This is a genomic window from Paraburkholderia acidisoli (assembly GCF_009789675.1).
GTDB classification, from domain to species: Bacteria; Pseudomonadota; Gammaproteobacteria; order Burkholderiales; family Burkholderiaceae; genus Paraburkholderia; species Paraburkholderia acidisoli.
Window position 1 is genome coordinate 1024385 of sequence record NZ_CP046916.1, and the last position, 24382, is coordinate 1048766.

Annotated in this window: 25 protein-coding genes; 11 read left to right on the forward strand and 14 right to left on the reverse strand. The window is 65.4% G+C overall.

Translation table 11 applies throughout. From position 1 onward, the window contains the following. Nucleotides 1–115 precede the first annotated feature (115 nt). Complete coding sequence (locus tag FAZ98_RS33475; protein ID WP_233272985.1) at nucleotides 116–1156, forward strand: porin; 1041 nt, start codon at nucleotides 116–118, stop codon at nucleotides 1154–1156. A gap of 85 nt (nucleotides 1157–1241) precedes the next feature. Here FAZ98_RS33475 and FAZ98_RS33480 read toward each other — a convergent pair whose 3' ends face one another. From FAZ98_RS33480 to FAZ98_RS33490, 3 genes are read right to left on the reverse strand one after another with little or no spacing between them, the layout of a single operon-like run. After that, complete coding sequence (locus FAZ98_RS33480) at nucleotides 1242–1991, reverse strand: aspartate/glutamate racemase family protein (protein ID WP_158958218.1); 750 nt, start codon at nucleotides 1989–1991, stop codon at nucleotides 1242–1244. Between the two features lie 37 nt (nucleotides 1992–2028). Continuing rightward, on the reverse strand, nucleotides 2029–3663 hold the full coding sequence (locus FAZ98_RS33485) for a GMC family oxidoreductase (RefSeq protein ID WP_158958220.1): 1635 nt from the start codon (nucleotides 3661–3663) through the stop codon (nucleotides 2029–2031). Continuing rightward, nucleotides 3660–5168: an aldehyde dehydrogenase family protein gene (locus FAZ98_RS33490; RefSeq protein WP_158958222.1), complete on the reverse strand. Its 1509-nt coding sequence runs from the start codon at nucleotides 5166–5168 to the stop codon at nucleotides 3660–3662. The genes FAZ98_RS33485 and FAZ98_RS33490 overlap by 4 nt, the downstream gene beginning before the upstream one ends. A gap of 202 nt (nucleotides 5169–5370) precedes the next feature. Here FAZ98_RS33490 and FAZ98_RS33495 point away from each other — a divergent pair, with 202 nt between their 5' ends. Further along, nucleotides 5371–5898 carry a nuclear transport factor 2 family protein gene (locus tag FAZ98_RS33495; RefSeq protein ID WP_158958224.1) on the forward strand — a complete coding sequence of 176 codons (528 nt, stop codon included), beginning with the start codon at nucleotides 5371–5373 and terminating at the stop codon, nucleotides 5896–5898. Nucleotides 5899–5919: 21 nt separating this feature from the next. Here FAZ98_RS33495 and FAZ98_RS33500 read toward each other — a convergent pair whose 3' ends face one another. After that, nucleotides 5920–7392: a PAS domain S-box protein gene (locus FAZ98_RS33500; RefSeq protein WP_158958226.1), complete on the reverse strand. Its 1473-nt coding sequence runs from the start codon at nucleotides 7390–7392 to the stop codon at nucleotides 5920–5922. 172 nt (nucleotides 7393–7564) lie between these two features. Here FAZ98_RS33500 and FAZ98_RS33505 point away from each other — a divergent pair, with 172 nt between their 5' ends. The 4 genes from FAZ98_RS33505 to FAZ98_RS33520 all read left to right on the forward strand — a co-directional run bounded on the left by FAZ98_RS33505 (nucleotide 7565) and on the right by FAZ98_RS33520 (nucleotide 11279). Continuing rightward, nucleotides 7565–8908, forward strand: a complete 1344-nt coding sequence (locus tag FAZ98_RS33505; protein ID WP_158958228.1) for an acetamidase/formamidase family protein — start codon at nucleotides 7565–7567, stop codon at nucleotides 8906–8908. Nucleotides 8909–8937: 29 nt separating this feature from the next. Next, nucleotides 8938–10140, forward strand: a complete 1203-nt coding sequence (locus FAZ98_RS33510; protein WP_158958230.1) for an aromatic ring-hydroxylating oxygenase subunit alpha — start codon at nucleotides 8938–8940, stop codon at nucleotides 10138–10140. Between the two features lie 29 nt (nucleotides 10141–10169). Further along, nucleotides 10170–10511 (forward strand): hypothetical protein, encoded by a 342-nt coding sequence (locus FAZ98_RS33515; RefSeq protein WP_158958232.1) that lies wholly within the window; start codon nucleotides 10170–10172, stop codon nucleotides 10509–10511. Nucleotides 10512–10670: 159 nt separating this feature from the next. Next, nucleotides 10671–11279 carry a response regulator transcription factor gene (locus tag FAZ98_RS33520; RefSeq protein ID WP_158958234.1) on the forward strand — a complete coding sequence of 203 codons (609 nt, stop codon included), beginning with the start codon at nucleotides 10671–10673 and terminating at the stop codon, nucleotides 11277–11279. Here the strand turns inward: FAZ98_RS33520 and FAZ98_RS33525 are convergent. Both FAZ98_RS33525 and FAZ98_RS33530 read right to left on the reverse strand, forming a co-directional pair. Further along, the gene (locus tag FAZ98_RS33525; protein WP_158958236.1) at nucleotides 11276–12286 is read right to left on the reverse strand and encodes a 2Fe-2S iron-sulfur cluster-binding protein; all 1011 of its coding nucleotides are present in this window, start codon (nucleotides 12284–12286) and stop codon (nucleotides 11276–11278) included. The genes FAZ98_RS33520 and FAZ98_RS33525 overlap by 4 nt on opposite strands. After that, nucleotides 12286–12633, reverse strand: coding sequence for a non-heme iron oxygenase ferredoxin subunit (locus FAZ98_RS33530; protein ID WP_158958238.1), 348 nt, complete (start codon nucleotides 12631–12633; stop codon nucleotides 12286–12288). Before FAZ98_RS33530 ends, FAZ98_RS33525 begins: the two co-directional genes overlap by 1 nt. Nucleotides 12634–12959: 326 nt before the next feature. On the opposite strand from FAZ98_RS33530, the gene FAZ98_RS33535 reads away from it, so the two are divergent. Beyond that, nucleotides 12960–13262: a DUF4148 domain-containing protein gene (locus FAZ98_RS33535; protein ID WP_158958240.1), complete on the forward strand. Its 303-nt coding sequence runs from the start codon at nucleotides 12960–12962 to the stop codon at nucleotides 13260–13262. Nucleotides 13263–13269: 7 nt separating this feature from the next. On the opposite strand, the gene FAZ98_RS33540 is transcribed toward FAZ98_RS33535, so the two are convergent. Beyond that, on the reverse strand, nucleotides 13270–13839 hold the full coding sequence (locus FAZ98_RS33540; protein WP_233272986.1) for a flavin reductase family protein: 570 nt from the start codon (nucleotides 13837–13839) through the stop codon (nucleotides 13270–13272). Further along, the gene (locus FAZ98_RS33545; RefSeq protein ID WP_158958242.1) at nucleotides 13799–14914 is read right to left on the reverse strand and encodes an LLM class flavin-dependent oxidoreductase; all 1116 of its coding nucleotides are present in this window, start codon (nucleotides 14912–14914) and stop codon (nucleotides 13799–13801) included. Before FAZ98_RS33545 ends, FAZ98_RS33540 begins: the two co-directional genes overlap by 41 nt. 80 nt (nucleotides 14915–14994) lie before the next feature. Between FAZ98_RS33545 and FAZ98_RS33550 the strand changes: the two genes are divergently transcribed. Then, nucleotides 14995–15546 carry a winged helix DNA-binding protein gene (locus tag FAZ98_RS33550; protein WP_158958244.1) on the forward strand — a complete coding sequence of 184 codons (552 nt, stop codon included), beginning with the start codon at nucleotides 14995–14997 and terminating at the stop codon, nucleotides 15544–15546. A gap of 191 nt (nucleotides 15547–15737) precedes the next feature. On the opposite strand, the gene FAZ98_RS33555 is transcribed toward FAZ98_RS33550, so the two are convergent. The 4 genes from FAZ98_RS33555 to FAZ98_RS33570 all read right to left on the reverse strand — a co-directional run bounded on the left by FAZ98_RS33555 (nucleotide 15738) and on the right by FAZ98_RS33570 (nucleotide 19981). Further along, nucleotides 15738–16172, reverse strand: a complete 435-nt coding sequence (locus tag FAZ98_RS33555; RefSeq protein WP_158958246.1) for a MarR family winged helix-turn-helix transcriptional regulator — start codon at nucleotides 16170–16172, stop codon at nucleotides 15738–15740. A gap of 18 nt (nucleotides 16173–16190) precedes the next feature. Next, nucleotides 16191–18083 (reverse strand): FAD-binding monooxygenase, encoded by a 1893-nt coding sequence (locus tag FAZ98_RS33560; protein ID WP_158958247.1) that lies wholly within the window; start codon nucleotides 18081–18083, stop codon nucleotides 16191–16193. Nucleotides 18084–18212: 129 nt separating this feature from the next. Next, the gene (gene bla, locus FAZ98_RS33565) at nucleotides 18213–19088 is read right to left on the reverse strand and encodes a class A beta-lactamase (protein WP_158958249.1); all 876 of its coding nucleotides are present in this window, start codon (nucleotides 19086–19088) and stop codon (nucleotides 18213–18215) included. Continuing rightward, nucleotides 19088–19981 carry an NAD(P)-dependent oxidoreductase gene (locus tag FAZ98_RS33570; protein ID WP_158958251.1) on the reverse strand — a complete coding sequence of 298 codons (894 nt, stop codon included), beginning with the start codon at nucleotides 19979–19981 and terminating at the stop codon, nucleotides 19088–19090. The genes bla and FAZ98_RS33570 overlap by 1 nt, the downstream gene beginning before the upstream one ends. 128 nt (nucleotides 19982–20109) lie before the next feature. Between FAZ98_RS33570 and FAZ98_RS33575 the strand changes: the two genes are divergently transcribed. After that, a complete protein-coding gene (locus tag FAZ98_RS33575) occupies nucleotides 20110–20976 on the forward strand; it encodes a LysR family transcriptional regulator (RefSeq protein WP_158958253.1) in 867 nt (288 codons plus the stop codon). Nucleotides 20977–21077: 101 nt separating this feature from the next. Next, complete coding sequence (locus tag FAZ98_RS33580) at nucleotides 21078–21659, forward strand: Spy/CpxP family protein refolding chaperone (protein ID WP_158958255.1); 582 nt, start codon at nucleotides 21078–21080, stop codon at nucleotides 21657–21659. A gap of 188 nt (nucleotides 21660–21847) precedes the next feature. Here the strand turns inward: FAZ98_RS33580 and FAZ98_RS33585 are convergent, their stop codons facing one another. Then, on the reverse strand, nucleotides 21848–22549 hold the full coding sequence (locus FAZ98_RS33585) for a siderophore-interacting protein (RefSeq protein ID WP_158958257.1): 702 nt from the start codon (nucleotides 22547–22549) through the stop codon (nucleotides 21848–21850). Between the two features lie 152 nt (nucleotides 22550–22701). Here FAZ98_RS33585 and FAZ98_RS33590 point away from each other — a divergent pair, with 152 nt between their 5' ends. Further along, nucleotides 22702–23511 (forward strand): AraC family transcriptional regulator, encoded by an 810-nt coding sequence (locus FAZ98_RS33590; RefSeq protein ID WP_158958259.1) that lies wholly within the window; start codon nucleotides 22702–22704, stop codon nucleotides 23509–23511. A gap of 88 nt (nucleotides 23512–23599) precedes the next feature. On the opposite strand, the gene FAZ98_RS36125 is transcribed toward FAZ98_RS33590, so the two are convergent. Continuing rightward, entirely contained in the window at nucleotides 23600–24253 is a 654-nt protein-coding gene (locus tag FAZ98_RS36125; protein WP_199272468.1) for a helix-turn-helix domain-containing protein, read from the reverse strand. Nucleotides 24254–24382 lie beyond the last annotated feature (129 nt).

Below are 24382 nucleotides of genomic sequence, written 5' to 3' on the forward strand. Positions count from 1 at the left end.
GCTTCGCGGGGGGACGCGCGCGCCTGACGCCTAAAAGTCACGTCGTTTTTATTCTGCGCAGTTTTTGCCGACTCTTCGTCCACACATGAAAAAAACCGCCTTAGCCCTCGCCCTCATGGGCCTTTCCTATCCGGTGTTCGCGCAAAGCTCGGTCACGCTGTTCGGCCTGCTGGATGCGGGTATCACGTACACGAGCAACGTTGGCGGCCATAGCCAGGTGGCCGAACAAAGCGGGATTCAGGCGCCCGATCTGATTGGCGTGCGCGGCACCGAAGACCTCGGTGGCGGTTATGCCGCGATCTTCCTCATGGACGGCTCTTACTCGATCAACACGGGCGCGATGAGTGGCGGCGGCGTGTTCGGGCGCGAATCGTACGTGGGGCTGTCCTCGCCGTGGGGCGCGCTCACGTTCGGGCATCAGTTCGACTTCATGTACGACAACCTCTCGCTCGCGCGCTGGGGTCATCAGATTCCGTACGTCAGTCTTTACCAGTTGCCCGACGGCCCGTTCTCCGCGCTCGGCTCGCCGCTCGGCACCTTCGATTACAGCCGCATTGCGGGCGGCGCCGCTACGCCCAACACAGCCAAGTTCGTCTCGAAGGACTTCAACGGGCTGAATTTCGGCGCGATGTACGGCTTCTCCAACATCGCGGGCGCGGGCGGCAACAGCAACATGTCGAGCTTCGGCGCGAACTACGAGCACGGCCCGCTGCGCCTGAATGCGGCCTACACGTTCGCGCGCGATCCCTCGATCAACAACGGCGCGGACGGCATCCGCAACTTCGGTTTTGGCGGGCGTTACGACTTCGGGCGTTTCGCGCTGGACGCGCTCTACACCAACACGCACAACACGTTCAACGGTGCGCACGTGGATACGTATGAACTCGGCGGCCTCGTGACCTTCGCGCCGGATTTTTTCGTGTACGCGCAATACATCTACGCGAACGGCAACCAGGCCGTGACCAACAATCACGTGAATCAAGGCGGTGTGACGCTCGATTATCTGCTCTCGAAACGCACCGACGTGTATTTGAACTACATCTATCAGCACGCGAGCGGGAATGAAAATGTGTTCGCGTCGATTTCGGGATCGTCGGGGGCGTCGAGTAATGGCACACAGTCGATCGTGCGGCTGGCGATCCGGCATTTGTTCTGATTGCCGGCTCGCACCACCGAAATAAAAACGCCGCGGTATGCGGCGTTTTTATTTCGTCATCCCAACTATTTAACAACGATTCCATTCAATACACCGCCCGCACTCCCTCAAATACCGCATCGTTGCCGCGCTCCGGCCGCGCATACGCCAGTGCGCTCTGCACCAGTCCCATATCGAGCCAGTTCTCGAGCGCCTTGAACGCGCACCAGCCCGGATTCAGCACCGGACACGGCAGCGTCGAAGCGAGATGCGCGTGCGCCTGGTACATCGTCGTCGAGCCGAGCACGATCGTATCCGCGCCATCTTCGTCGATACAGCGCCGCGCCGCCGCTTCGAGCCTCGCGAACACGAACTCCTCCTTACCGGAAAGCAACTCGCTCGTATCGGGCCGCACGCCGATGTGCCGCACCGAAGCGAGCCGGTCCCGCATGCCGTATCGCGCCGCCATCTCCAGCATATGCGCGCGCCACGGTTCCCACATCGTCACGATCGAAAAGCGCTTGCCGATCAGGCACGCCTGCGCGAACGCCGCCTGCGCCGCGCCCATCACCGGAATCGTGAGGCGCGAGCGCAGCGCGGGCACGCCCGAATCGCTCATCGAAAAGCTGCATACGCCGTCGTAGCCTTCCGCTTGCGCGGCAATGCCCGCGTCGAGCACGAAGGCGTCGGCGAGCGTCCATTCGTACGGGCTGTCGAGCAGACTCGCGCCCGCGCGGCAACCGGCGAAGTCGATCTGCACGCCGGGTCGCCGCAATCCTTGCGGGATCTGCGCCGCAAAGTGCGCGAGCGCCGCCGCGGGCAAGGGCACCGGAAGAATCATCTTGATACGCGTCATGGCGATAAGCCTCGTAGAAGAAAACGTCGGACCAGCCTCAACGGCTGGCGCGAATCAGATCCGCCGCTTTTTCGCCGATCATGATCGTCGCCGCATTCGTGTTGCCGGAGACGAGCGTCGGCATGATCGAGGCGTCGGCCACCCGCAGTCCCGCCACGCCGCGCACGCGCAATTGCGCGTCGACCACGGCTTGGGCGTCGTTGCCCATGCGGCAAGTGCCGACCTGATGCGAGACGCAGCCGCCGTTTTCGCGAAAGTACCGTTCGATCTCCTGGTCGGAGTCGATGTCGATGCCGGGCAAATGTTCCGACTCGATGAAACCCGCGAGCGGTTCCGCTCGAGCGAGCTTGCGCGCGAGCTTGAGGCCGCGAACGAGCAGTTCGCGGTCGTGCGGATCGGCGAAATAATTCGGATGAATTTGCGGCGGCGCGGCTGGATCGGGCGATCGCAAGCCAAGCCAGCCACGGCTGCGCGGCCTGACCGGACAAATGAAGTTCGCGAAGCCCGAGAAGCGGTACAAACCGTTTTCGTAATAGCCGCCGCTGAACGTCTGAAACAGGAATTGCACGTCGGGTCGCGCCGCGTCAGGTCGGGCCGCGTCGGGCCGAGCGGCTTCGTCGCCGAGACTCGCGAACACGCCCGCTTGCCCCGCGGGCACCGAGAACGGGCCGTCGCGGCGCAATAGCCAGCGCAAGCCCGTGGCGTAGGTACGCCAGCGGCTCGCCATGATGTCGTTCATCGTGATGGGATAACGGCAGCGCCACGTGATCTGGCCGCCGTAGTGGTCCTGCAGATTTTGCCCGACGCCTGGCAAATCGACGTGCGGCTGCACGCCCGCTTCACGCAGCGCGTTGGCATTGCCGATGCCGGAGAGCATCAGCAGTTGCGGAGAATTCACGGTGCCGCCGCAGAGCACGACTTCGGCGCGCGCCTGCACGCGTTCGATCGTACCCGCGCGCGCGAATTCGAGTCCCGTCGCGCGGGCGCCTTCGAGTAGCACGCGTTGCGCAAGCGCGCCCGTCGCAACCTGCAGATTGGGCCGCGACATCGCCGGATGCAGATACGCACGCGCCGCCGAGACGCGTTCGCCGCGCCGGATCGTCGCCTGGTAGTAGCCCGCACCCGCCTGGCGCGCGCCGTTGAAGTCGTCGTTGCGCGCGAGACCCACGGCGCCCGCGCTTTCGATGAAGGCGTCGCAGAGCGGATTGCGCTCCACCAGATGACTCACGTGCAGCGGGCCGCCCGCGCCGTGATAGTCGCTCTCGCCATCGGCATGATCCTCGGCGCGGCGGAAGTACGGCAACACGTCGTCGTAACCCCAACCCGCGTTGCCCTGCGCGCGCCACGCGTCGTAATCCTCGGCCTGGCCGCGTATGTAGATGAGACCGTTGATCGCCGTCGAGCCGCCCAGCACCTTGCCGCGTGGCCAGAAGATGCGCCGGCCGCCGAGCGCTTCAACGGGATCGGTCTGATAGCACCAGTTCACGCGCGCGTCCGCGATCGTGCGCCCATAGCCCACCGGAATCTTGAGCCAGAACGAACGGTCCTCGCCGCCCGCCTCGATCAACAGCACACTCGTGCGCGGATCTTCCGAGAGCCGCGCCGCGACCACGCAACCGGCCGCGCCCGCGCCCACGACGATGTAATCGAAGGTCTTGCCATCGAGCGTCATAGGCGGATCACCGCGGACTTGATGCGCGTATGCGCGAGCACCGATTCCTCGCCGAGATCGTGGCCCACGCCCGAGTCCTTCACGCCGCCGAACGGCAGCGCGACGTCGAGCACGTTGTGCACGTTGACCCACACGTTGCCCACGTTCAGCCCTTTTACGAAACGATGCACGCGAGAGACGTCGCGCGTCCAGATGCTCGCGCCGAGACCGTAGTCGTTGCGGTTCGCGCGCGCGAGCGCTTCGGCTTCGTCGCGAAACGGCATGGCCACGAGCACCGGGCCGAAGATCTCCTCGCGCACCACGCGCATGCTTTCGTCGACGTTCGCGAGCACGGTCGGCTGCACGTAGCAGCCCGCGCTGTCGGGCGCGCCGCCGCCGGTGAGCACGCGCGCGCCAGCCGCGCGGCCGTCGTCGATATACGCAAGCACGCGGCGCTGCTGCGCGCGGCTCACGAGCGGCCCCATCTGGCTCGCGGGATCGAGGCCGGGACCGAGCCTGAGCGACGCGGCAATGGAGCACACGCCGTCGAGCACGCGGTCGAACACGCGCTCGTGCACGTAGAGACGCGACCCGGCGCAGCAGTTCTGGCCGTGATTGCCGAAGATGGCCAAGGCCGCGCCCGGAATCGCGGCGTCGAGATCGGCGTCGTCCATCACGATCACGGGGGACTTGCCACCGAGTTCGAGGTTGTACTGGCGAAAGCTGCCCGCGGCTTGCTGCGCGATCTTGCGGCCCACCGCGGTCGAGCCCGTGAACGAAATGCGCGCGACATCAGGGTGCGCCGCGAGCGCCGCGCCGGCCACCGCGCCCGTGCCCGTCACCACGTTCACGACGCCCGGCGGGAAACCCGCTTCGAGCGCGAGATCGGCGAGACGCAGCGCGGTGAGCGGCGTTTGCTCCGCGGGCTTGAGCACCACCGTGCAGCCCGCCGCGAGCGCGGGAGCCAGTTTCCACACGGCCTGGCACAGCGGCACGTTCCACGGCACGATGCCCGCGACCACGCCAATGGGTTCGCGCGTGGTGAACGAGAAGAACTCGCCGTCGGGCAGATAGGGCGCGGAAATGTCGACGGTGCGGCCGTCGAGCCGCGTGGCCCAGCCCGACATGTAGCGCAACACGTGGGCCGAAAATTCCACGTCGAATAACTGCGTGTTCGCGATCAGGCGGCCGCTGTTGATCGTTTCCAGCTCGGCGAGTTCGCGGCCATGCGTTTCGATCAGCAACGCGAGATTGAGCATGGCGTCGGCGCGTTGCGCGGGCCGCAGGTTGCGCCATGCCGGGTCGGTGAGCGCACGGCGCGCCGCCGCCACGGCGGCGTCCACGTCGGCGGGCGTGGCATCGGGTACGCGCGCGACCACCTCGTTGCTGCTCGGATCGACGATATCGAGCCAGCCGCCCGTGCCGTCACGCGCTTCGCCGTCGATGCGCAACGCGTGCGATGCGGTCAGAAATGCGCGGCTCGCTTCGCCGAGCCGGGAAAAATCGCTGCCTGCGGATAGGTTCAATCTCGTGCTCCTGTCATCGGCCAAATCTTCGTCGATGGTAGGGACACGCGCGCCGCCCAGGCATCCGGCACATCCGGTACGCGCGCCAGGTGTGAACACTTACCCGGGCCAGGTGTGCGCACGCATTTTTTTCGCACGAACACCGCGTTAGTTTCGACGTTCACGCCAACCCATCCCGACACGAACGACGGAGCCCACGCGCATGACCGAATCACTCGAAGCCACGACGATCGACACCGAACTCGCCGCGTTACGCCAACGGCTGGACGTGCTGGAAGCCCACGAGGCACTTCGCACGCTGGTCGCGCGCTACGCGGCCGCGGCCGACCGGCGCAACGATCCCGTGATGATGTCGGCGATCTACACCGACGATATTGTTTGGAGCGCGGAAGGATTCGGCACGTACGAAGGCAAGGAAACGGTCACGTCGTATGTGGCGAAGCTCGCGCAGGAGAGCATCGTCTGGACCGTGCATTACATGGTGAGTCCGACCTTCACGCTCTCGGCGGACACGCGCAGCGCCGAATGTCATTGGTATCTGTTCGAAATGGCGCAGATTCACACCGACGGCGCGCCGCTCTCCCACTGGATCGCCGCCGACTACGTGGCGCGCGCGGTGCGGGCCGAAGACGGCTGGCGCTTTTCGCGGGTTGAATTGCGGCCGATGCTCATCAGTCCGTATCGGGAAGGCTGGACGCTTTCGCCGCACGCGAACGCGCCCTCTCGTTAGCCACGCCTTCCCATTGATCGATCACGCAATCACGGAAAGCGCGAACGAAAAGCGTGTGCCGCCCGGCGCGGCGCGCGCGACCTGCAGCGTGCTGCCGTGCGATTCCACGATCGCGCGGCACAGCGACAAGCCCAATCCCACGCCATTCTTTTTCGTCGTGAAGAACGAGGCGGGCAACGACTCCAGGTTCTCGGCGGGAAAGCCCGCGCCGTTGTCCTCCACCGCGATTTCGATCTGCTTGCCGACGAGATTCGTCGAGATGGCGAGCCGCCGCGCATGCTCGGGCACATCGTCCATCGACTCGATGCCGTTCACCACCAGATTGCTGATGACCTGCTGAATCAGGATCTCGTCGCATTCGACCAAAGCGTCTTCCTGGGCGTCGATGCGAATATCCACGGCGTCCTGGCGCGCGCGAATCTCGAGAAAACTCGAAATGCCGTTGAGCACGCTGCAGAGCGAATGCACCTTGCGCGACGTTTCGTGATTGGCCGTGAACTGCCGCACCGATTGAATGATGCGGCCCGCACGTTCCAGTTCCTGCTGCGCGAGATCGAGCGCCGCGCTGATCTCGGCGGGCGCGGCGTTGCCCGTGTTGATGCGGCGGCGGCAACCCGCGAAAAAATTCACCGCGGCGCACAGCGGCTGATTGAGTTCGTGCGCGAGCGCCGCGGCCGTTTCGCCCGCAATCGACAAACGCGCATAGTGATTGAGCTGCTGCTCGCGCTCGCGCATCTGTTCTTCGTGACGCACGCGGATCGTCACGTCGCGGAAATTCACCAGCACCGCGCGGAACACGGGGTCATGCAGCAAGTTCTTGAACACGGCTTCGTGATGCCGCCACGTACCGTCGCGATGGCGAATGCGATACGTGAACGTGCCCGTGGCCACGCTGCGGCGGCGCGCCTTGGCGAGCACCGTGGACATGCGGCGCGCGTCGTCGGGGTGCATGTAGTTGAAGACATTCACGCCGTGCGCCACGCGCGCCGGCACGCCGAGTATGCCCACGAGCGATTCGCCCACGTACTCGATCACGCCGTTGCCCGCGATCAGCGCCACGCCGTCGGAAGAATTACGCAGCAACTCACTGAAATAGCGGCTGCGTTCTTTCAAACGCAATTCGGCGAGCTTGCGTTCGGAAATGTCGCGGGTGATCGCCAGCACCATTGGCCGCGCGCCGCCCACCATGCGCTTCAAGTTGCCTTCCACGGTCAATTCCACGCCGTCGCTGCGCCGGATCACCCACTCGAACGTGAAGAGACGCCCCGTGCGCGCCGCGATGTGGATATAGCGGATCGCCACTTCATGGCAATACTTGTCGGTGTTCACGGAAAGCGCGCCCACGGGCATCGCGCGCAATTCCTCCGCGCTGCGGCCGTAAAGGCGGCATGCGGCGTCGTTGGCCTCGAGTATTTCGCCCGTGTCGGCGGCGTGCAGGATCATCGCGTCGTTGGCGTAGCGGAACACTTCGCGATAGTCGAGTTGCACGGGCATGGTGGCTCCTTCAAGTGCGCCGAGGATCGCATCGCACGTGTGCCGCGTGCGATAGGTGGTAGTACCTAGCCGGTAGATAACCCGCCGGATACGCAGCCGGGCAGCGCTCTTCTACGATGACTTCCATCCTGCCGGCGATTCTGCGCCGACAAAATTCCAGTGAGGACATTGCATGGAAACGATGCTCGACACGCCCGCGTCCGCGCTCGCGACTTCGGCGGCCTCGCGCGTGGAAGTGGACCACTACACGCGCGGCACGATCGGCCCGTCCACGCCGATGGCGGGTCCGCTCGCCGACGGCGGCACGATCGTCGCGGGCACGCCGCCTGGCTGCTGGGGCCCGATGATCACGCCGCGCTTCGAAGGCGGCCACGAGTGCTCGCAGCCCGTGTACGTGGCAGGCGCGCAAGTGGGCGATGCCGTGGCGCTGCGCATCAAACGCTGCGAACCGACCTCGCTGGCCACTTCATCCGGCGTGATGAGCTTCGTGGAAGGCCGCTACACCGGCGACCCGTTCGTCGCCAAGAAATGCTCCGCATGCGGGACGGAAGCCCCGTTGAGCCATCTGGACGGCGTGGGCGAAGAAGCCGTGCGCTGCGACGTGTGCGGCAGCGAAGTGAACGCGTTCCGCTTCAGTAACGGCTATGTGATCGTGCTCGACAAGGCCAACAAGGTTTCGTTGACGGTGGACGCGTCCATCGCGCAAACGCTCGGCCGCATTCCCAACGAGCACGCGTTGATTCCGCCGAACTCCGAGCAGCATTCGATTCTCGCGCTCGCACGCGCCGACATCGCCGGACTCGCCGCGCACATGCAGCCGTTCCTCGGCAACATCGGCACGATGCCCGCCGCCGACATGCCCGACTCGCACAACGCGGGCGACTTCGGCGGCTTTCTGGTGGACGCGCCGCACCGCTTTGCGATGAGCGCCGAAACCTTGCAAGCCGCCAAGACCGACGGCCACATGGACACCAACACGGTGCGCGAAGGCGCCATTCTCGTGTGCCCCGTGAAGGTGGACGGCGCGGGCGTGTACATGGGCGACATGCACGCGCAGCAAGGCAACGGCGAGATTGCCGGCCACGCCACCGACATTTCCGGCATCGTGGAAGTGCAGGTGAACGTGCTCAAGCACTTGCCGATCGACGGGCCGATCCTGTTCCAGCGCCCCGACGACCTGCCGCCGATGGCGCGCCCCCTCACGCGCGAGCAACGCGCGCACGTGGAAGCGCTCGCGGCCAAATACGGCCAGAAGACCATCGAGGCCAACGCGCCCATCACCTTCATCGGCAGCGGCCCCACGCTCAACGACGCGACGAAGGTGGGCCTGCAACGCGCCGCCGACGTGACCGGTCTGCCCTACGACGAAATCCTCAACCGCGCGACCATCGCGGGCTCGATCGAAATCAGCCGCTTGCCCGGCGTGGTACGCGTGACGTTCATGTGCCCGCTCGCGGTGCTCGACCGCATTGGCCTCGGTCAGATCGCGCGCGAGCAATACGGCATCGACCAATAAACCCGCTTACTCCGACCACGGACCACCCGATGAAAGACGACATTCGCCCGCTGCGCTGGGCCAGCAAATATCCCGAACTCGGCATGGACCCGCTGCCGACCTCGCCTTGCGTCGACCCCGCGTATTTCGAACTCGAACGCGAAAAAGTGTTCATGAAAACGTGGCTCAAGGTGGGCCGCGTGGAAGAGATCGGCAATCCCGGCGACTACAAGGTGAAGAAGATCGCCGTGGCGAAAACCTCGGTCATTCTCATTCACGGCAAGGACGGCAAGATTCGCGGCTTTCACAATACCTGCTCGCATCGCGGCAATAAAGTGGTGGTGGAAACCGGCGAGGAAACCTTCGGCCGCAGCAAGGCCGCCGTGGTGTCATGCCGCTTTCACGGCTGGGTTTACGACGCGCGCGGCGCGCTCGTGGAAGTGCCCGAGGCCGAGCGTTTCGCGCCCTGCTTCGCGCGCGACGACCATGGCCTCGCGCCCGTGCACACGGAAGTGTGGGAAGGCTTTATCTTCGTGAATTTCGACAGCGGCACCCCGGCGCCGCTCGCCGATTATCTGGGCGAATTCGCGGAACATTTCGCGGGCTTTCCGTTCAACGAAATGACGCGCACGTTCTCGTACCACACCACGCTCAACTGCAACTGGAAGATCGCGCTCGACGCCTTCGCCGAGGCGTATCACGTGCCCACCATCCACGCGGGCTCGTTCCCCGGCGCATTCACGACCGGTCTCGCCGACGTCAAGCTGATGGGCGATCACCGCACCGCGGGCGTATGCCTCACGCGCACGGCCAATCTGTTGCCGGTGGCTCGCATGTCGGCGGAACGCACGATTGCTTCCACCGTGTTCACGCACGGCGCCTCCGCGCTCCCTCCCATGGTGAATCCGTCGCGCCGCGAGGACTTCGCGTTCGAGCTTTCGGTGTGCTTCCCGAACATTCTGGTGCACGTAGCCGAAGGCACCTGGTTCACGCACCAGTTCTGGCCGCTTTCGCACGATCGCACGCTGTGGGAAGGCAAATACTACGTGCGCGAGCCCAAGACCAACAGCGAGCGCTGGGCGATCGAGTACGCGCAATGCCTGCAACGCAATGCGTGGCTCGAAGACACGGGCACGATGGAAGACACGCATGAAGCGCTGGCCTCCGGCTCGAAGAAGTACATGGTGCTGCAAGACGAGGAAATTCTCGTGCGCCACGGCTATCACGTGCTCGATCAATACATCGAATCCTGAATCCGCACCGAACTTCTACGTCTTCCACCATGACTGCTACGTTACCCACCGAATTCGACTCACTCACGCCGTTCGTGGCCAAATGGGCGCTCCCCACCCAGGACGAACGCCAGTCCACGCGCCTGCATGCGAGCGCGGCCGAGTTGCGCACGTTCTACGAAGCCATCTTGCCCCACATGGAAAGCGCGCTCGCGCATGTGGACGCCTTCCCGCTCGGGCAATTGCCTGAAGAAAGCGCGGTGCTGTTTCGCCTCATGCTGAGCATGGCCGAGATCGCGCCGCACGTCGAGCTCTACCGCGGCGACCCGAAAGTGCCGCACAGCTTCGACGAGCGTCGTTTTATCGCCGATCACGGCACGCTCGTCGAATAAGCGGCTACTTCGATCGTCTCCACGTTGGTTTGTATTGGCTCGTACCATGCCGGCAGAAATTTCTGCCGGCATTTTTTTATTCGATGCGCGACGCGATGTTTCCATAGTCATATAATCAGGCACGTTCTGCTCATCACCGTGCCCACAATACTCACTGTCATGACTGAAGAACTTCACCCCACGGTCTATATCGTCGACGACGACCAGTCGGTGCGCAGCTCGCTCGAATGGCTGTTGCAGTCGGTCGGCTATCGCACCGCGAGCTTCGCGAGCGGCCGCGACTTTCTCGCCGCGATCAATGCGGATGTGCCCGGCTGTTTATTGCTCGACGTGCGCATGCCGCAGATCGGCGGCTTCGAATTGCAGGCGCGTTTGAACGAAATGCGCTTCTCGCTGCCGATCATCTTTCTCACCGCGCACGGCGACATTCCCATGACCGTGCGCGCGCTCAAAAGCGGCGCTTACGAATTCCTCGAGAAGCCGTACAACGATCAAACCCTGATCGACAAGGTCAACGAGGCGTTGCGCGTGAGTCTCGACGCCTACGAGTCGCGCCATTCGCGCATCAACGCCGATCAATTGCTCGCCACTCTTTCGCCGCGCGAACGCGAGGTGGTAAACAAGATGGTCGAAGGGAAGTCGAGCAAGCTCATCGCACGCGAACTCGACATCAGCTTCAAGACCGTGGAAGTGCATCGCGCGAACATCCGCGAAAAGCTCAAGATCGGCTCGGTGGCCGATCTCGTTCGCATGGTGCTCGGGACTTAGAAGAAGCGGTCGAAGTGAATCTGCGACGTCGGCACGCCGCGCTCCATGGCGAGCAGATTGAGCACGGCCGAGATCATCGGCGGCGGCCCCGAGACGTAGAACTCATAGGCGTCGAACGGTCCCGCGAGATCGCGCGCCACCACGTCGTGTATCAGGCCGGTTTCGCCTTGCCACGCGGCGGCGTCGGGGTCACGCTCGCTTTCGATCGAGATCGCTTCGACGCAGCGCATGCGTGCGTCGAAGCCGTCGAGTTCCGCGACGAACGCGCGGCTGCACGCGTCGGCGGCCGTGCGCGCGCCGTAGTAGAAGTGCAGGCGATGGTCGGTGGCCGAGGCCGCGCGCGCAATGGAGAGCATTGGCGCGAGCCCCGAACCGCCCGCAATGCAGACGATTTCGCGCGGCACGTCGTGGCGCAGCCACGCGCCGCCATAGGGGCCATCGAGTGCGATCGTCGCGCCGGTTTCGAGCGTGCCGAGCGCACGCGACCCGAGACCGTTCGGCACGTTGCGAATCACGAAGGTCCACTCGCCCTGCTCGTTCGCGACATTCGACATCGAATAGGCGCGCGCTTCGCCAAGGCCCGGCAACGTGAGCAACGCGTATTGCCCCGGCAGAAACTGCGCCGCGCTCGCAGTGCGAAAGCGATACTCGGTCATGTCGTGCGTGACGGCGCGCGCGCCCACGAACACGGCCGGCGCACGCCGCGGCACGATGGGCACGCTGGCGCCGTCCACACCGATTTTCGCGCTCACGCTGAGATCGCCGGCGGCCACGCACTGGCACGCGAGTTTGCGGTTCTTGCGCTTGTCCATGGCCGAAAGACCGGGAGGATCGTCGCGCAGCACGCGCGCCTCGCCCGCGTCGATCGTGAAGCGGCACGTGCCGCACGAACCTACCGAACATTCGTAAGGCCAGGGCACGCCCGCACGCAGGGCCGCTTGCAGCACGGTATCGCCGGGCGCCGCTTCGAAGCTGAGCGAGGTGCCGCTCACGGTGATGGTGGGCATCAGCGCGACTCCTCGTCGAGATAGACCTTGCCGTCGACGATCGAAATCGGCCAGACGCGCACCGGCAGAATGCACGGCGCGCTCACGGCCGCGCCGGTGCGAATGTCGAAGCAGCCTTCATGATACGGGCACGCGACGATGCCGTCTTCGGTGTCGATCTCGCCATCGCAGAGCGAGGCGTTGCCATGCGAACAGGTGTCGTCGATGGCGTGCAGCGCGCCGTCGAGATTGAACACGCCGATCGGCGGGCGGCCTGCGAGTTCGACGCGCTTCGCGCCGCCTTCGGGCACATCGGCCACTTCGCACAGGTACGTCTCGCCAGCGGCGATCAGTTCGCTAGTCTTCATCCATCGGTCCTCGTTGGTTCAGGTTCTGCGGCGCGCGCGTGAATGACACACAGCAACACAAAGCGCGAGCGCCGTGAGGCGATGGTAGCGAGCGGCGCGGCATGCACCTATTGGTGCGAGGGCTTAGGTCCATGCGGGCAAACACCTAGCGGCGCGCGCCAGGTGGTAACACTTATCCGCTTACCCGCTGCCCCCAATGGCCGCGGAAAATCGGCGTGCCTACGATGCGCTTCGAGCCGTTCCCACCCTTCAAAACCGGAGCCGTCATGAAGCGTCAAGCCCGTGCTGCTTTACGTGTGAGTTGTGTCGTTGCGATGTTTGCGTTGATGAGCGTGCCTGTCGATAGCGCCTTTGCCCAGGATGGCGCGAGCACACCGGCGGCCGTAAGCGCCGATAGCGCCTCGACCACGCCCGCGAAGCAGCGCGCCGCCGAACGCGCCAACCGGCGCGCGGAACGCAAGGCCGCACGCAAGGCGCGTCGCGCGAAAAAGAACGCCGAGCTGCAAAGTATCGAAAAGAACGACGCGCAAAGCCACAAGAGCGGCACGGTCGCGCCGCAAAGCGCGTTCAGCGGACAATACAAGAATGGCGCGCCCGCCTCGGCTCTCGCTCCGGCTTCCGCGCCTTGATCAACGATTAGCGCTCCGAACCGTGTGACGGTGCCGTATAGCGCCCCTGCCAGTACACGAGTGGGCGCGGCACCGATTCGTCGCGCAACACGGCGCGCACGCGCCCGATCACAAGTAAATGGCCGTGGCGCACGATGAGTTCGTCCACCTCGCAGTCCATCGCCACGGCGCTTTCCACGAGAAGCGGCGCCCCTTGCGTGGAAATGTGCACCCATTCGTCGTCGCCGTAACGCGCCTCGCCTTCCTCGCCGCGAAAGCCCGTGAAGCGCTCGGCGATCGCGCGTTGATCGGCTCTCAGCAGATTCACGCCGAAGCGCCGCGTGCGTTCGAGCAGCGCCGCCGACGAACTCGTGGCCTTCATCGAGGCCACCACCATGGGCGGCTGTGCCGAAAACGACGACACCGACGTGGCCGTGAAGCCGCTGCGTTGCTCGCCGTCGGCAACGGTCACGACGCACACCGCGCCCGCAAAGCCGCGCATCGCCTTGACGAAGTTGCAGCTCAGCGCGGCCGCGTCCTCGATGGCGTTCCTCGCTTCACGCTGCATGACGATGCTCGCGCGGACTGCGCAATCCATGCGCCTCGATAATAGGCAGTACGGTATCGCGGAAGTACGGAAACTCCGCCACGTAATCGACGAACGACAGCGTGGTGCCCTTGAAGCCCGCCTCGGCGAGCGAGATGATGCCCGCCGCCACCTGCTCCGGCGTGCCGACGAGCGGGAAACCGCCGTGCCCCGCCGCCATGCGGTCGCGTATCAGCGCGAGCAGGTCGTGCGGAAACGAGCGCGCATTGGCGAACTGCAACGCAACAAGATTGTCCACCGCCTGCCAGTCGGCGTTTTGTTGTCCGAAGTATTCCAGATACTGGCGCGCTTCCGCCTCGTTCGGGCGGCACACCACGTGCGAGAACGTCAGCACGTTCACGTGCTTGCCGGCCTTTTCGGCCTTCTGCCTGAGTTCCGCGACCTCGGTGCGCGAGCGTTCGAGATCGATCGCGGGCGTGAACAGAAAATTCGCATTGCCAATGGCGAAGTCGCGTCCTTCGCCCGAGCCCGCCGCGTTGAGAATGGGCGGCCGCGAGCCTTGCCACGGATGCGGCTTGCCATAGACATTCTTCAGCTGAAAATTCTCGCCTTGCCAGTCGAACGCGCCTTCGTGAGTCCAGAGCTTCTGCACCACGTCGAACCATTCCTGAGCGTACGCATAGCGCTTGTCGTGGCCTGTTGCGAGCGGCAAGCCCAGCGCCTCGTACTCGGGACGATTCCAGCCCGCGACGATATTCAGTCCCGCGCGGCCCTTGCCGATCTGGTCGAGCGTGGCGATCTGCTTCGCGACCACCACGGGATGATTGGCCGCCGTGTGGATCGTCGCGAACACAGTAAGGTCGCGCGTTTTCGCGAGCAGGCCGGCCGCCCACGTCATGGTTTCGAGCACGTCGCCGTGAAAGTCGGTTTCCCCGCCGTACCCAATCCAGCGCGCGATGGGCAGCATGAAGTCGATGCCCGCCTCGTCGAGCATGACCGCCAGCTTCTCGTTGTTGTCCCACGAATTGTCCCAACGCTCGGCGACTTTCGTCACCGACATGCCACCCGAGCAGTTCGTTGCGAACGTGCCGAGAATGAAGTCTTTGGTTTGTAGAATTCGTCTCATGTCAGTCCTGGCGCAGTAAAATTCCATCACCCGATGGGCCGCCACGCGGCGACCCGCTCTTTCACGCAATGCGAAGCGCAATGACCGAGCCATCACGCAAAGCCACGAAAAAAACCGCTGCCGCGAAGCACCGCTGGCATCTGGCACAAAGCGACTTCGGCGTCGAGATCACCGACCTCGAGTACGCCGTCATGCGGCTCGACCAGTCGTTCGAGCGCTGGCAATCCGAATGTATGGCCGCCGTGACCGGCATCGCGATGAGCGGCCAGGAAAACGCGCTCGTGCACGTGATTCACATGCACGAACAGCCCAAAACGATTCGCGATCTGCTACAGCTCACCAACCGGCAGGACGTGGCCAATATGCAGTACGAACTGCGCAAGCTCATCAAGGCCGGCCTGATCGACAAATCGGGCTCGGCGCGCACGGGCGTGTACTACGCCACCACGACCGAAGGCGCGCGCGTGTGCGAGCAATACGCGCTACTGCGCGAAGCCGTGCTGCTCAAGATGGCCGAGGCAACGGCGGGCATCAAGGTGGCCGCCGCGCGTGCGACGGCCTGCCTCGAACAACTCGAACGCGTGTACGAAACGTCCACGCGCGAGGTCGCCACGTTCCATCGGCAGCGCTAAACGTGCATCCGACTGGATCTCATTCGGTCATGATCGCGTTTTAAATTGAATTTCTATTTGATCGATCGTAGACCAGACGAATTTTGACTGCAACCGGTCAAAACTCAGGGAAAACACGGGCGTGGAAAGGGGCAAGAAAAGAATTCAGGCCATCGCGTCGCGATCGCCTGTGCAGCGAGGCCAGCGCTGAATCACCGCTCGGGCAGCAGTGCAAGCAGCAAACGGCGCAGCTCGAGCGTGTCCTTCTGCGCGAGCCTGGCCGTGAGAATGCGCTCGACTTCCTCCACGCGCGGCCGCAAGGTCGCCCATTGCTTCTTGCCGGCGGGCGTGAGAAAGAGCACGTAGCTGCGCTTGTCGGCGGGATCGTCGGTGCGCTCGATCAGGCCATTGCGCACCATGCGCGCCACGAGATCGGCGATGGTCGAGCGATCCACGTCGAGTTCGTCGCCAAGTTGCCGTTGATTCACCCCGGGCTGCGCATGCAGCACGTCGAGCGCGGCGTACTGCACGCTCGTGACCTCGGTGGACACCACTTCGAGCCAGATCGCCACGTGACGTTGCTGGGCGCGGCGCACGAGGCTGCCGGTGAAGCGGGAGAGCGCGGCGGATTCGTTTTTGTTCGGCAATTTGGCGACTTGCAGCGTTTAATCCATGCGGAACACCGGCCGGAAGAAGTCAGTGAGTTCCGCATAGGCATCGAGTGGAAGAACGTGCGCGACGAACTGGTCCGGGCGGACCACGACCAGCGCGCCCCGCTCGCGGTCGATGCCGCGCTCGCCGAAGATATCAGTCGCGGCGTCGCACGTAAATGCCTTCTCGTAGTCCACGAGACCCAACCGGCCTTTGCGCGGCAACAACAGCGCGGGCAAGTCCTCCAGTGGCATCTCGCGATGCGGTCGCTGGAACACGGCGCGCACGTCGAGCACGCTGTCGATGTCGGCGTCCTTCGGCGTCACGCGGCGCAGCACCGAATCGGGCGATGCCACGAGATGCTCGCAGAACGCGCGCAGCGCGATTTCGCGTGCATCGGCGAAGGCGTAGAGACGCCAGCGGCCGTCGGCGCTCGCCGTGTGGCCGAGATGCATGGGCTTGGCGTCGGCCACGCGCACCACCGGCGACGAATGAAAACGCGTGCCGATCGTGAAGCCGCGTGCGAGCGCCTGATGCGTGGGTTCGGCGGTGAGCACGGCGGGCGTGTAACGCGTGGCCACGCCCGCCGTGTAACGGCCCGCGCGCACGAAGTAGGCTTGCAGTTCCTCGGGGTCGACGCCGCCCGCCTCGGGCCGCTGCGGATCCTTCGGCGGCGCGGCCATCATCGCCGACCACTCCTTGTCGAAGTCGATCAGCTCCTGCGCAATGGGCTGGCGCTCGTCCGAATACGTGCGCAGCAAATCCACGGGACTGCGGCCTTGCAACACCGCGCCCAGTTTCCAGCCGAGGTTGAAGCCGTCCTGCATCGACACGTTCATACCCTGCCCGGCCTTCGCGCTATGCGTGTGGCACGCGTCGCCCGCGATGAACACGCGCGGCTCGCGCGAGCTGCCGTCGGCGGCGACGGCGTCGTCGAAACGATCGGTCAGGCGCTGGCCCACTTCGTACACCGAGAACCACGCGACTTCCTTCACGTCGAGCGTGTACGGTTGCAGAATGCGCTGCGCCGTTTCGATGATGCCCGCCGCCGTGGTCTGCTTGATGCGGTCGCGATTCGCGGGCGTGACCTCGCCGAGATCGACGTAGAAACGCACGAGATAGCCGCCTTCGCGCGGAATGATGATGATGTTGCCTTGCGTCGACTGCAACGCCACTTTGAGGCGGATGTCGGGGAAGTCGGTGACGGCGAGCACGTCCATCACGCCCCACGCGTGATTGGCCGCGTCGCCGCGCAGCGTCTGCCCGATGGCCGTACGCACACGGCTGCGCGAGCCGTCGCAACCCACCACGTAACGCGCGCGCACTGTTTGCGTTTCGCCGGCGTGTGCCGCGTCCGTGCGTTGCAGCGTGACCCGAACCGGATACTCACCGGTATCTTCGCGCTGCACGTCGATCACTTCGAGACCGTAGTCGGGTTCGACGCGCTGCGCCGAACGCTGCATCACGTCGAGCAGATAGTCCTGAATGCGCGCCTGATTGACGATCACATGCGGAAACTCCGACAAACCTGCTTCGGTGTCCTGAACACGACCGGTACGCTTGATCGCGCCACGGTCGTTCACGTCGGGCCGCCAGAACACGGTTTCGTTGACCCAATAAGCTTCGCGCAGCAGGCGTTCGCTCAGGCCGAATGCGTTGAACATCTCGACGGTGCGGCACGCAATGCCGTCGGCCTGGCCCATCAGCAAGGGGCCGTCGCGGCGCTCGATCACGCGCGTGGTGAGCGACGGAAATTGTGCGAGCTGCGCGGCCAGCACGAGCCCGGCGGGGCCGCTGCCGGCAATGAGTACGTCCACGGTCTCGGGCAATGCCGTGCGCGGCGCGCCTTCCGCCGCGGGTTGGATCGCCGGGTCGCCCGCGCGAAAACCGTTGAGATGAAACTGCATGGTGTCTTCCTCCAGTCATGTCTGTGACAACGTGAAGGGAAATATACTCCGTACACCAACTATTTTAAAGCACTTCGTGCGGGCCTGCTGTTTACCCTGGTTTGCCGATAACGTACCGGAAGAAACGCGTTAAGCCGCCGTCGTCCACGCCACGAACACGCCGCCCGCTTCGCGCAAGACGGCCTCGCGCGCGTCCATGCTCGTGCCGGGCGCGTCGTAGTACGCGGCCACCAGCAAGGGCGCGCGGCCGGGCGGCCGTACCAGTGCGTAGTCGTTGCTTTCGCGCGCTACGCTCGTGCCGGGACGGTCACCCGCATGCCAACCCGTGGGCAACGCGGCACGCAGACGATTGCGCCCTGGCTTGCACGCGACCATGCCCGCTTCGAGTTGCGCACGCGATGCCGCGCTCAATACATTGCCGAGCAGGATCGTACGCGCCGTGGTGGCGATCGCGCGCGGCGTGGTCGTGTCGAGTTCGCCGTCGTAATCGTTCGAAGCGAGTTCGTAGCGGTCGGAGCGCGTGACCGTATCGCCCAGATCGCGCAGAAATTGCGTGAGCGCCGCCGGTCCGCCCGCGCGCTTCATCAGCAGGATCGCGGCCGTGTTGTCGCTTTCCTCGAGTATTGCGCGGCACAGCGCGCCGACCGTCATCGCGCCGTGCGCGAGATTCGCCTTCGTGACCGGCGACGTGAAGATGAGGTCGCTGGCCGTGTAATGCACGAGATCGCCGGGCACGTCGTGGCCTGCGTCGACGCGCGCGAGCACTTGCGCCGCCAGCAGGCCCTTGAAGGTGCTGCACATGAGAAAGCGTTCGTCGGCGCGGTGCGCGAGCGTGCGGCCCGTGCCGGTGTCCAGGGCGAATACGCCAAGGCGGCCGCCGTGCCGGCGCTCGATCGCGGCCAGCGCATCGTGCGCGGTTTCCGCCGCGCGCAGCATCGACAAGGGGCTCAGCGCCAGCCATGTCGGTACGCCGAACATCACGGTACGGCGCAGGGGGGAAATCATCACTCGGGATCCTCGGGGTACAGGGCGTCGAAAGCATGCACGACCGCGATCATGTCGTCGTGGGCATAGCCCAGCGACTCGGTACGCGCATACAGCGTGCGACATCGTTCCATAAGCGGCACGGCAATGCGCGCCGCGTGCGCGGCCTCCACGACGAGCCGGCTGTTCTTCAGCACATCGGCAATGCCCGCCTGACGCGTGAAGTCGCGCGCGCAAAGCTTGTCGAGCTTGATGCGCGAGACCGCGCTCGCCATCGGTCCCGCATTGAGAATGGCCGCGAAGCGCGCCATGTCGAGATCGTGACGCGCGGCGAAGTGCGCGGCTTCCGCGAGCCCCGTGACCATGGTGATGAGAAACACGTTGACGGCAAGCTTCATGCGCAGCGCGCCGGGCACCGCACCGCATGTCACGCATTCGCGGCACAGGGGCGCGAGCAGATCACGCACCGCTTCGATGGCATCGGGCGCACCGGCGAGCATGGCGACGAGTTCGCCCGCCTCCGCTGGTTTGCGCGAGCCGGACACGGGCGCTTCCACATAGCGGCCGCCCGCCGCGTGAATGTCGGCGGCCAGCGCCTGCGAGTATTCCGGCTCCACGGTCGCCATGCTCACGATCGTGTGGCCGCGTACCCGCGCCGCGAAGGCGGCTGTGTGGCGCGCGAGCACCGCGTCCATGGCGGCGCCGTCTGCCATCATCAGGATCACGGTCGCGCAGCGCGCGAACACCTCGCCGGAATTGGCCGCGAGCGACGCGCCCGCTGCGACGAGCCGCTCGCACTTTTGCGGCGAGCGATTCCATACCACGAGCGCGTTGCCCGCGCGGCGCAGGTTCAGCGCCATCGGCTCGCCCATCGTGCCCAGTCCAATAAAGCCAATCGGCTCGCCGGTCGTCATGATCGAATGTCCTGTTGCGAAGTCGCGTCGATATGAGAATGCGCTGTGACGTCTGGGACTATAGTGCTGCATGAGACTTTCGACTATCGAATATTGATGAACCCATACTTCACTCGAACGGATAGGTCATGAGTACGCGATTCGACATCGACGCGCTGCGCACCATGGTGACGGGCGTCAACGCGGGCAGCTTCGCGCGCGCGGCCACGCAGCTCGGGCGCTCGCAATCGGCGGTGAGCATGCAGTTGAAGCGGCTGGAGGAACAGGCGGGGCAAACGCTGTTCGAGCGGCAAGGGCGCGGCCTCGCGCTCACCGAAGCCGGCGACGCGCTGCTGGCCTACGCACGCCAGATCGTCGCGTTGCACGATGAAGCGGCCGCCGCGCTCAACGCGCGTCCTGTCGCGGCCACGCTGCGGCTCGGGCTGCCGCAAGACTTCTTCGAAACCGTGATGCCGCGCGCCGTCACGCGCTTCGCGAAGCTGCGTCCCGACGTGCACGTGGAAGTGCGCGCGGGCCGCAACTACGCGCTCGAAGAGGAAGTGCAGGCGGGCAAGCTCGATCTCGCGCTCGCCTTCGCGCAGCCCGGTCAAAGCCGCTCCGGCACGCGGCTCGCCATGCTGCCGCTCGGCTGGTACGCGGGCAAGCGCGCGCCCGATCTCGCGGATCGCACAACGGACGTGCCGCTCGTGCTGTTCGATCACCCGTGCCTGTTCCGCCAGACGGCGTTGCGCGCGCTCGACCAGAAGCGCCGCGCGTGGCGGCTCGCGCTCACCACGCCGAGTCTGCCGGGCGTCTGGGCCGCGCTGCGATTCGGCCACGGCGTGACGGTGCGCACGGCGCACGCGGTGCCGCGCGGCGTGCAGGCGTTGCACGAGGCGGGCTTGCCGCGCCTGCCCGCGCTGGAACTGCGCTTGCATGAGCGCGCCCAGGCGGGCGGCGCGGCGGCGGAACTGCGCGACGTGCTCGTGGCGGCCGTGGGCGCGGAAGTGTCCTGAGCGAAGGCGCTCTAACTCTGCGCTAATTTACCGTCTTCAGACTGGCGTTCACGGTCGCACCAACCGATGCGGCCCATCCAACCGATGAAAGAGAACGCAACATGAACACGCTTATTACGATCCGCACGCCCCACACGATCAACACGATCAACACGATTCGAAACCTTCGCCGCAGCGCCGTCATGAGCCTGGTCAGCGCCGTTGCGGCTGCGTCGCTGGTGCTGGCTTCGGCGCCCGCGAATGCGCAAGCGCTGCCCGCGAATCCCATCGGCGATACGAGCAACGCAAACGGCGCGAGCGAGGCGCGCCCGCAGGCGATCGACATTCGCCAGTTGCACGACACGCTCAATCTCACGGCGACCCAGGAAGTGCAGTGGCAAGCCGCGCTCGACGCCATGCGCAACAGCCACGCGGCCGCGAAGATGAACGCCGATCAGATGCAGGTGAGCATGCAGCGGCTGATCGACCAGCCCGTTCTCGATCTCAACGCGATCCACGCCGCGCACATGAAGGCCGCACAAGCCGACGCCCTGCTGCCGGAACAATCGTCGAAGACATGGCTCGTGTTTTATAGCGGTCTGAACAACGACCAGAAGAAAGTGTTCAGCGACGCGCTGCGCCCACAACTCGCGTTCGTCGCGCATCATGCGGCGCGGCCCTTCGATCCGCGCACGGGTCTGTGAGTGCGCGGCGCGGTCGCGCGTAAGAAAGTAGAACCGGCGTGCCGAAGCCCTGCGCGACGGCACGCTCGTGCGCCGGCTAGCCGCCTTGGCGCATCCCGGCGTTCGAACTGCACGCGCGCTTCCCCGCCGTTCGCCCCGTGCCGGCCAAAACCCGCGCCGCCATCGACGAATAAAGCCCACGCAAGCACTCAGTCGAGCCCGCGCTTTCCCACGGCCCAGTACGCTTTCGTTTCGATCCGCGACGAAGGCACGCCACCGGCCCTCAACGCCTGCCGCAGCGGCTTGATCGACTGCGCCTTGCCGGTCAGCACGAGATGGGCGTGGCCGCGCGCGACCTCGCACAGGCGCGCCTCGATCGCCGCGAGATGCGTGCCATCGGCTTGCGCCGCCGTCAACGTCACGCCTTCCATGCCGAGCCGGTCGACGACGCGCGCCGCGCCCGCGAGATCGCGCACTTCGAGCAGCACGTCGAACGCGCCGCGCGCGTGGCGGCGCTGCAACGCGTGGGCCAGCCCGAGCGAGGTTTCGTCGCCGAACAACGCCGCGCGGGCGCTCGCGGGCGGCGCGTCGAGCGAAGCGCGCGGCCCGAACACGTCGCAGGAGTCGCCGGTTTGCAGCGCGCGGATCCAGGCGCTGCCCGGCCCTTCGCCGTGCGCATACGCGAGCACGCGCGTACGGCCTTCGGCGCGATCCCACTCGATCGGCGTATAGGTGCGATTCGTGAACGCGGAACCCATCGCGATCTGGATTTTCTGGCCCGGCGCCCACGCGTGCTCGCGAAACGCCGGGCTTTCCAGCGCGATCAGGCGAAAGTTCGCGGCGATCGTCTCGATGCCCGCCACGCGCGCCGGCTTCAGGAACGCGCGCATCAATGTCCGGCTCCAGTCCATGCTGCTCCTCTCGTTGAGGTCGGAAATCCTCCGACGAAGGCAGCAGCATAGCGAGCGACGCTTGTGGCGGCATTTGTTAATTGAGACAATCGATTCCGCAATCTCGCCAAATTTCAACGCCCAGCGCGTTTTTCACCTTCCGCCCGCACGCCATGCCGATTCTCGACGACGCCAGCAGCGACAAATTCGTCGAACCCGACGACGTCCCGCGGCCCGTGGTGACCTTCGGCGCAACCTTCGTCTCCAAGGGTTTCGAGCTGGAACCGCACGCGCATCGCAAGGCGCAGCTGATGATGTCGATGCGTGGCGTGCTGACCTGCGAGGCGGCGGGCGGCCTTTGGATCGTGCCGCCGCGCTGTGCGCTGTGGGTACCCGCGAACGTCGTGCACGGCATCAAGGTGTCGGGCACGCTCGAAGGCTATAGCGCGTTCGTCGACGCGGCGCTGGCCACGCCGTTGCCTGCCGCGTGCTGCGCGATTCCCGTTTCGCCACTGTTGCGCGAGCTGGTGATCCGCTCGGCGAGCTTCGAGGCATGCTATCCCGAAGGCGGCCTCGAATCGCATCTCGCGACGCTGCTGATCGACGAGATCGCCGCCGCGCCCATCGACACCATGCAGCACGTGCCGATGCCCGAAGACGCGCGCCTGCGCAAGGTCGCGACCGCGCTCATGGACCACCCCGCCGATCGCGGCACGCTCGAAACGTGGGCGAAACATGCGGGCTTGAGCGAACGGACGATGGCGCGCCTCGTGGTACGCGAGACCGGCATGAGCTTCGGCCGCTGGCGTCAGCAGATCCAGATCATGTACGCGCTGCAATGGCTCGCGGGCGGCATGTCGATCCAGCAGGTGGCGATCGATCTCGGCTACGAAAGCGCGGGGAGCTTCGTGACGATGTTCCGCAAGGCGCTGGGCAACTCGCCGGGACGTTATATGGCGGAGCGCGCCGCCGGGCAGCCGTGACAGCCGGGGCGGCGGCGGTTGCGTAAAAGCCCCTCGTGCGCGCGCTGACACGGCGCGTCGTGGCGCGGGCACGAACGCGCCGCGCGAGTCAACTCGCCGAAGCGTCGGGTTTGCGGGCGCGCGGCCTGGCGGCCGCGGGTTCGTCGGGGTTGCGCGACACGGTGATGGCTTCGTCGGCGCGGCGCCGGCCTTTGCCGTCCTTGCGCGCCATGCCGTCGAGCTGACCGTCGATCCGGCCGTCGCGATGGCCGTCGAGGCGACCATCGGCATGACCGTCGGCGTGGCCATCCACAATGGCGCCCGCATGACCGTCGGCGTGGCCGTCCACAATGGCGCCCGCAAAGCCATCCGCATGACCATCGATAAGCTCGCCGACACGGCTCGCGCCAACCGCCAGCGGCTCGTTGCGCAAGCGCGCCGCGAACACGTTCATCCACTCGATCAGCAACGCGCGGTCGGCGTGCGGCAAGCGGCTCAGCACGGCGGAGAGCGCGCGCGCCTGATCGTCCTCGCGCTCGGCGCTCTCGGTCACGAGCTGCGCGATATTGCACTGATAAATCTCCGCCAGCGTCGCGAGCCGCGCCACCGTGAGACTCGCCACGCCGCGCTCCATGCGCGAGACGGCCTCCTGCCCCACCCCCAGCCGTTCCGCAACCTGCTCCTGCGTGAGTCCGGCGATCGTCCTGCGGCGCGCGATCGCTTTACCGATCGTGCGCGCGACCGCTTTCTCGCTTTTTTTCATGCTTGATTCTCCGCGATTACAGGACCCGAATAGTGGCGATCACACCGCTTGACATGAAGGACGTTTCAAGATGTAATTAAACAACCTATTAGGTGGTACAGAACGCTCGTCTTATTTCGGCGCCATTCG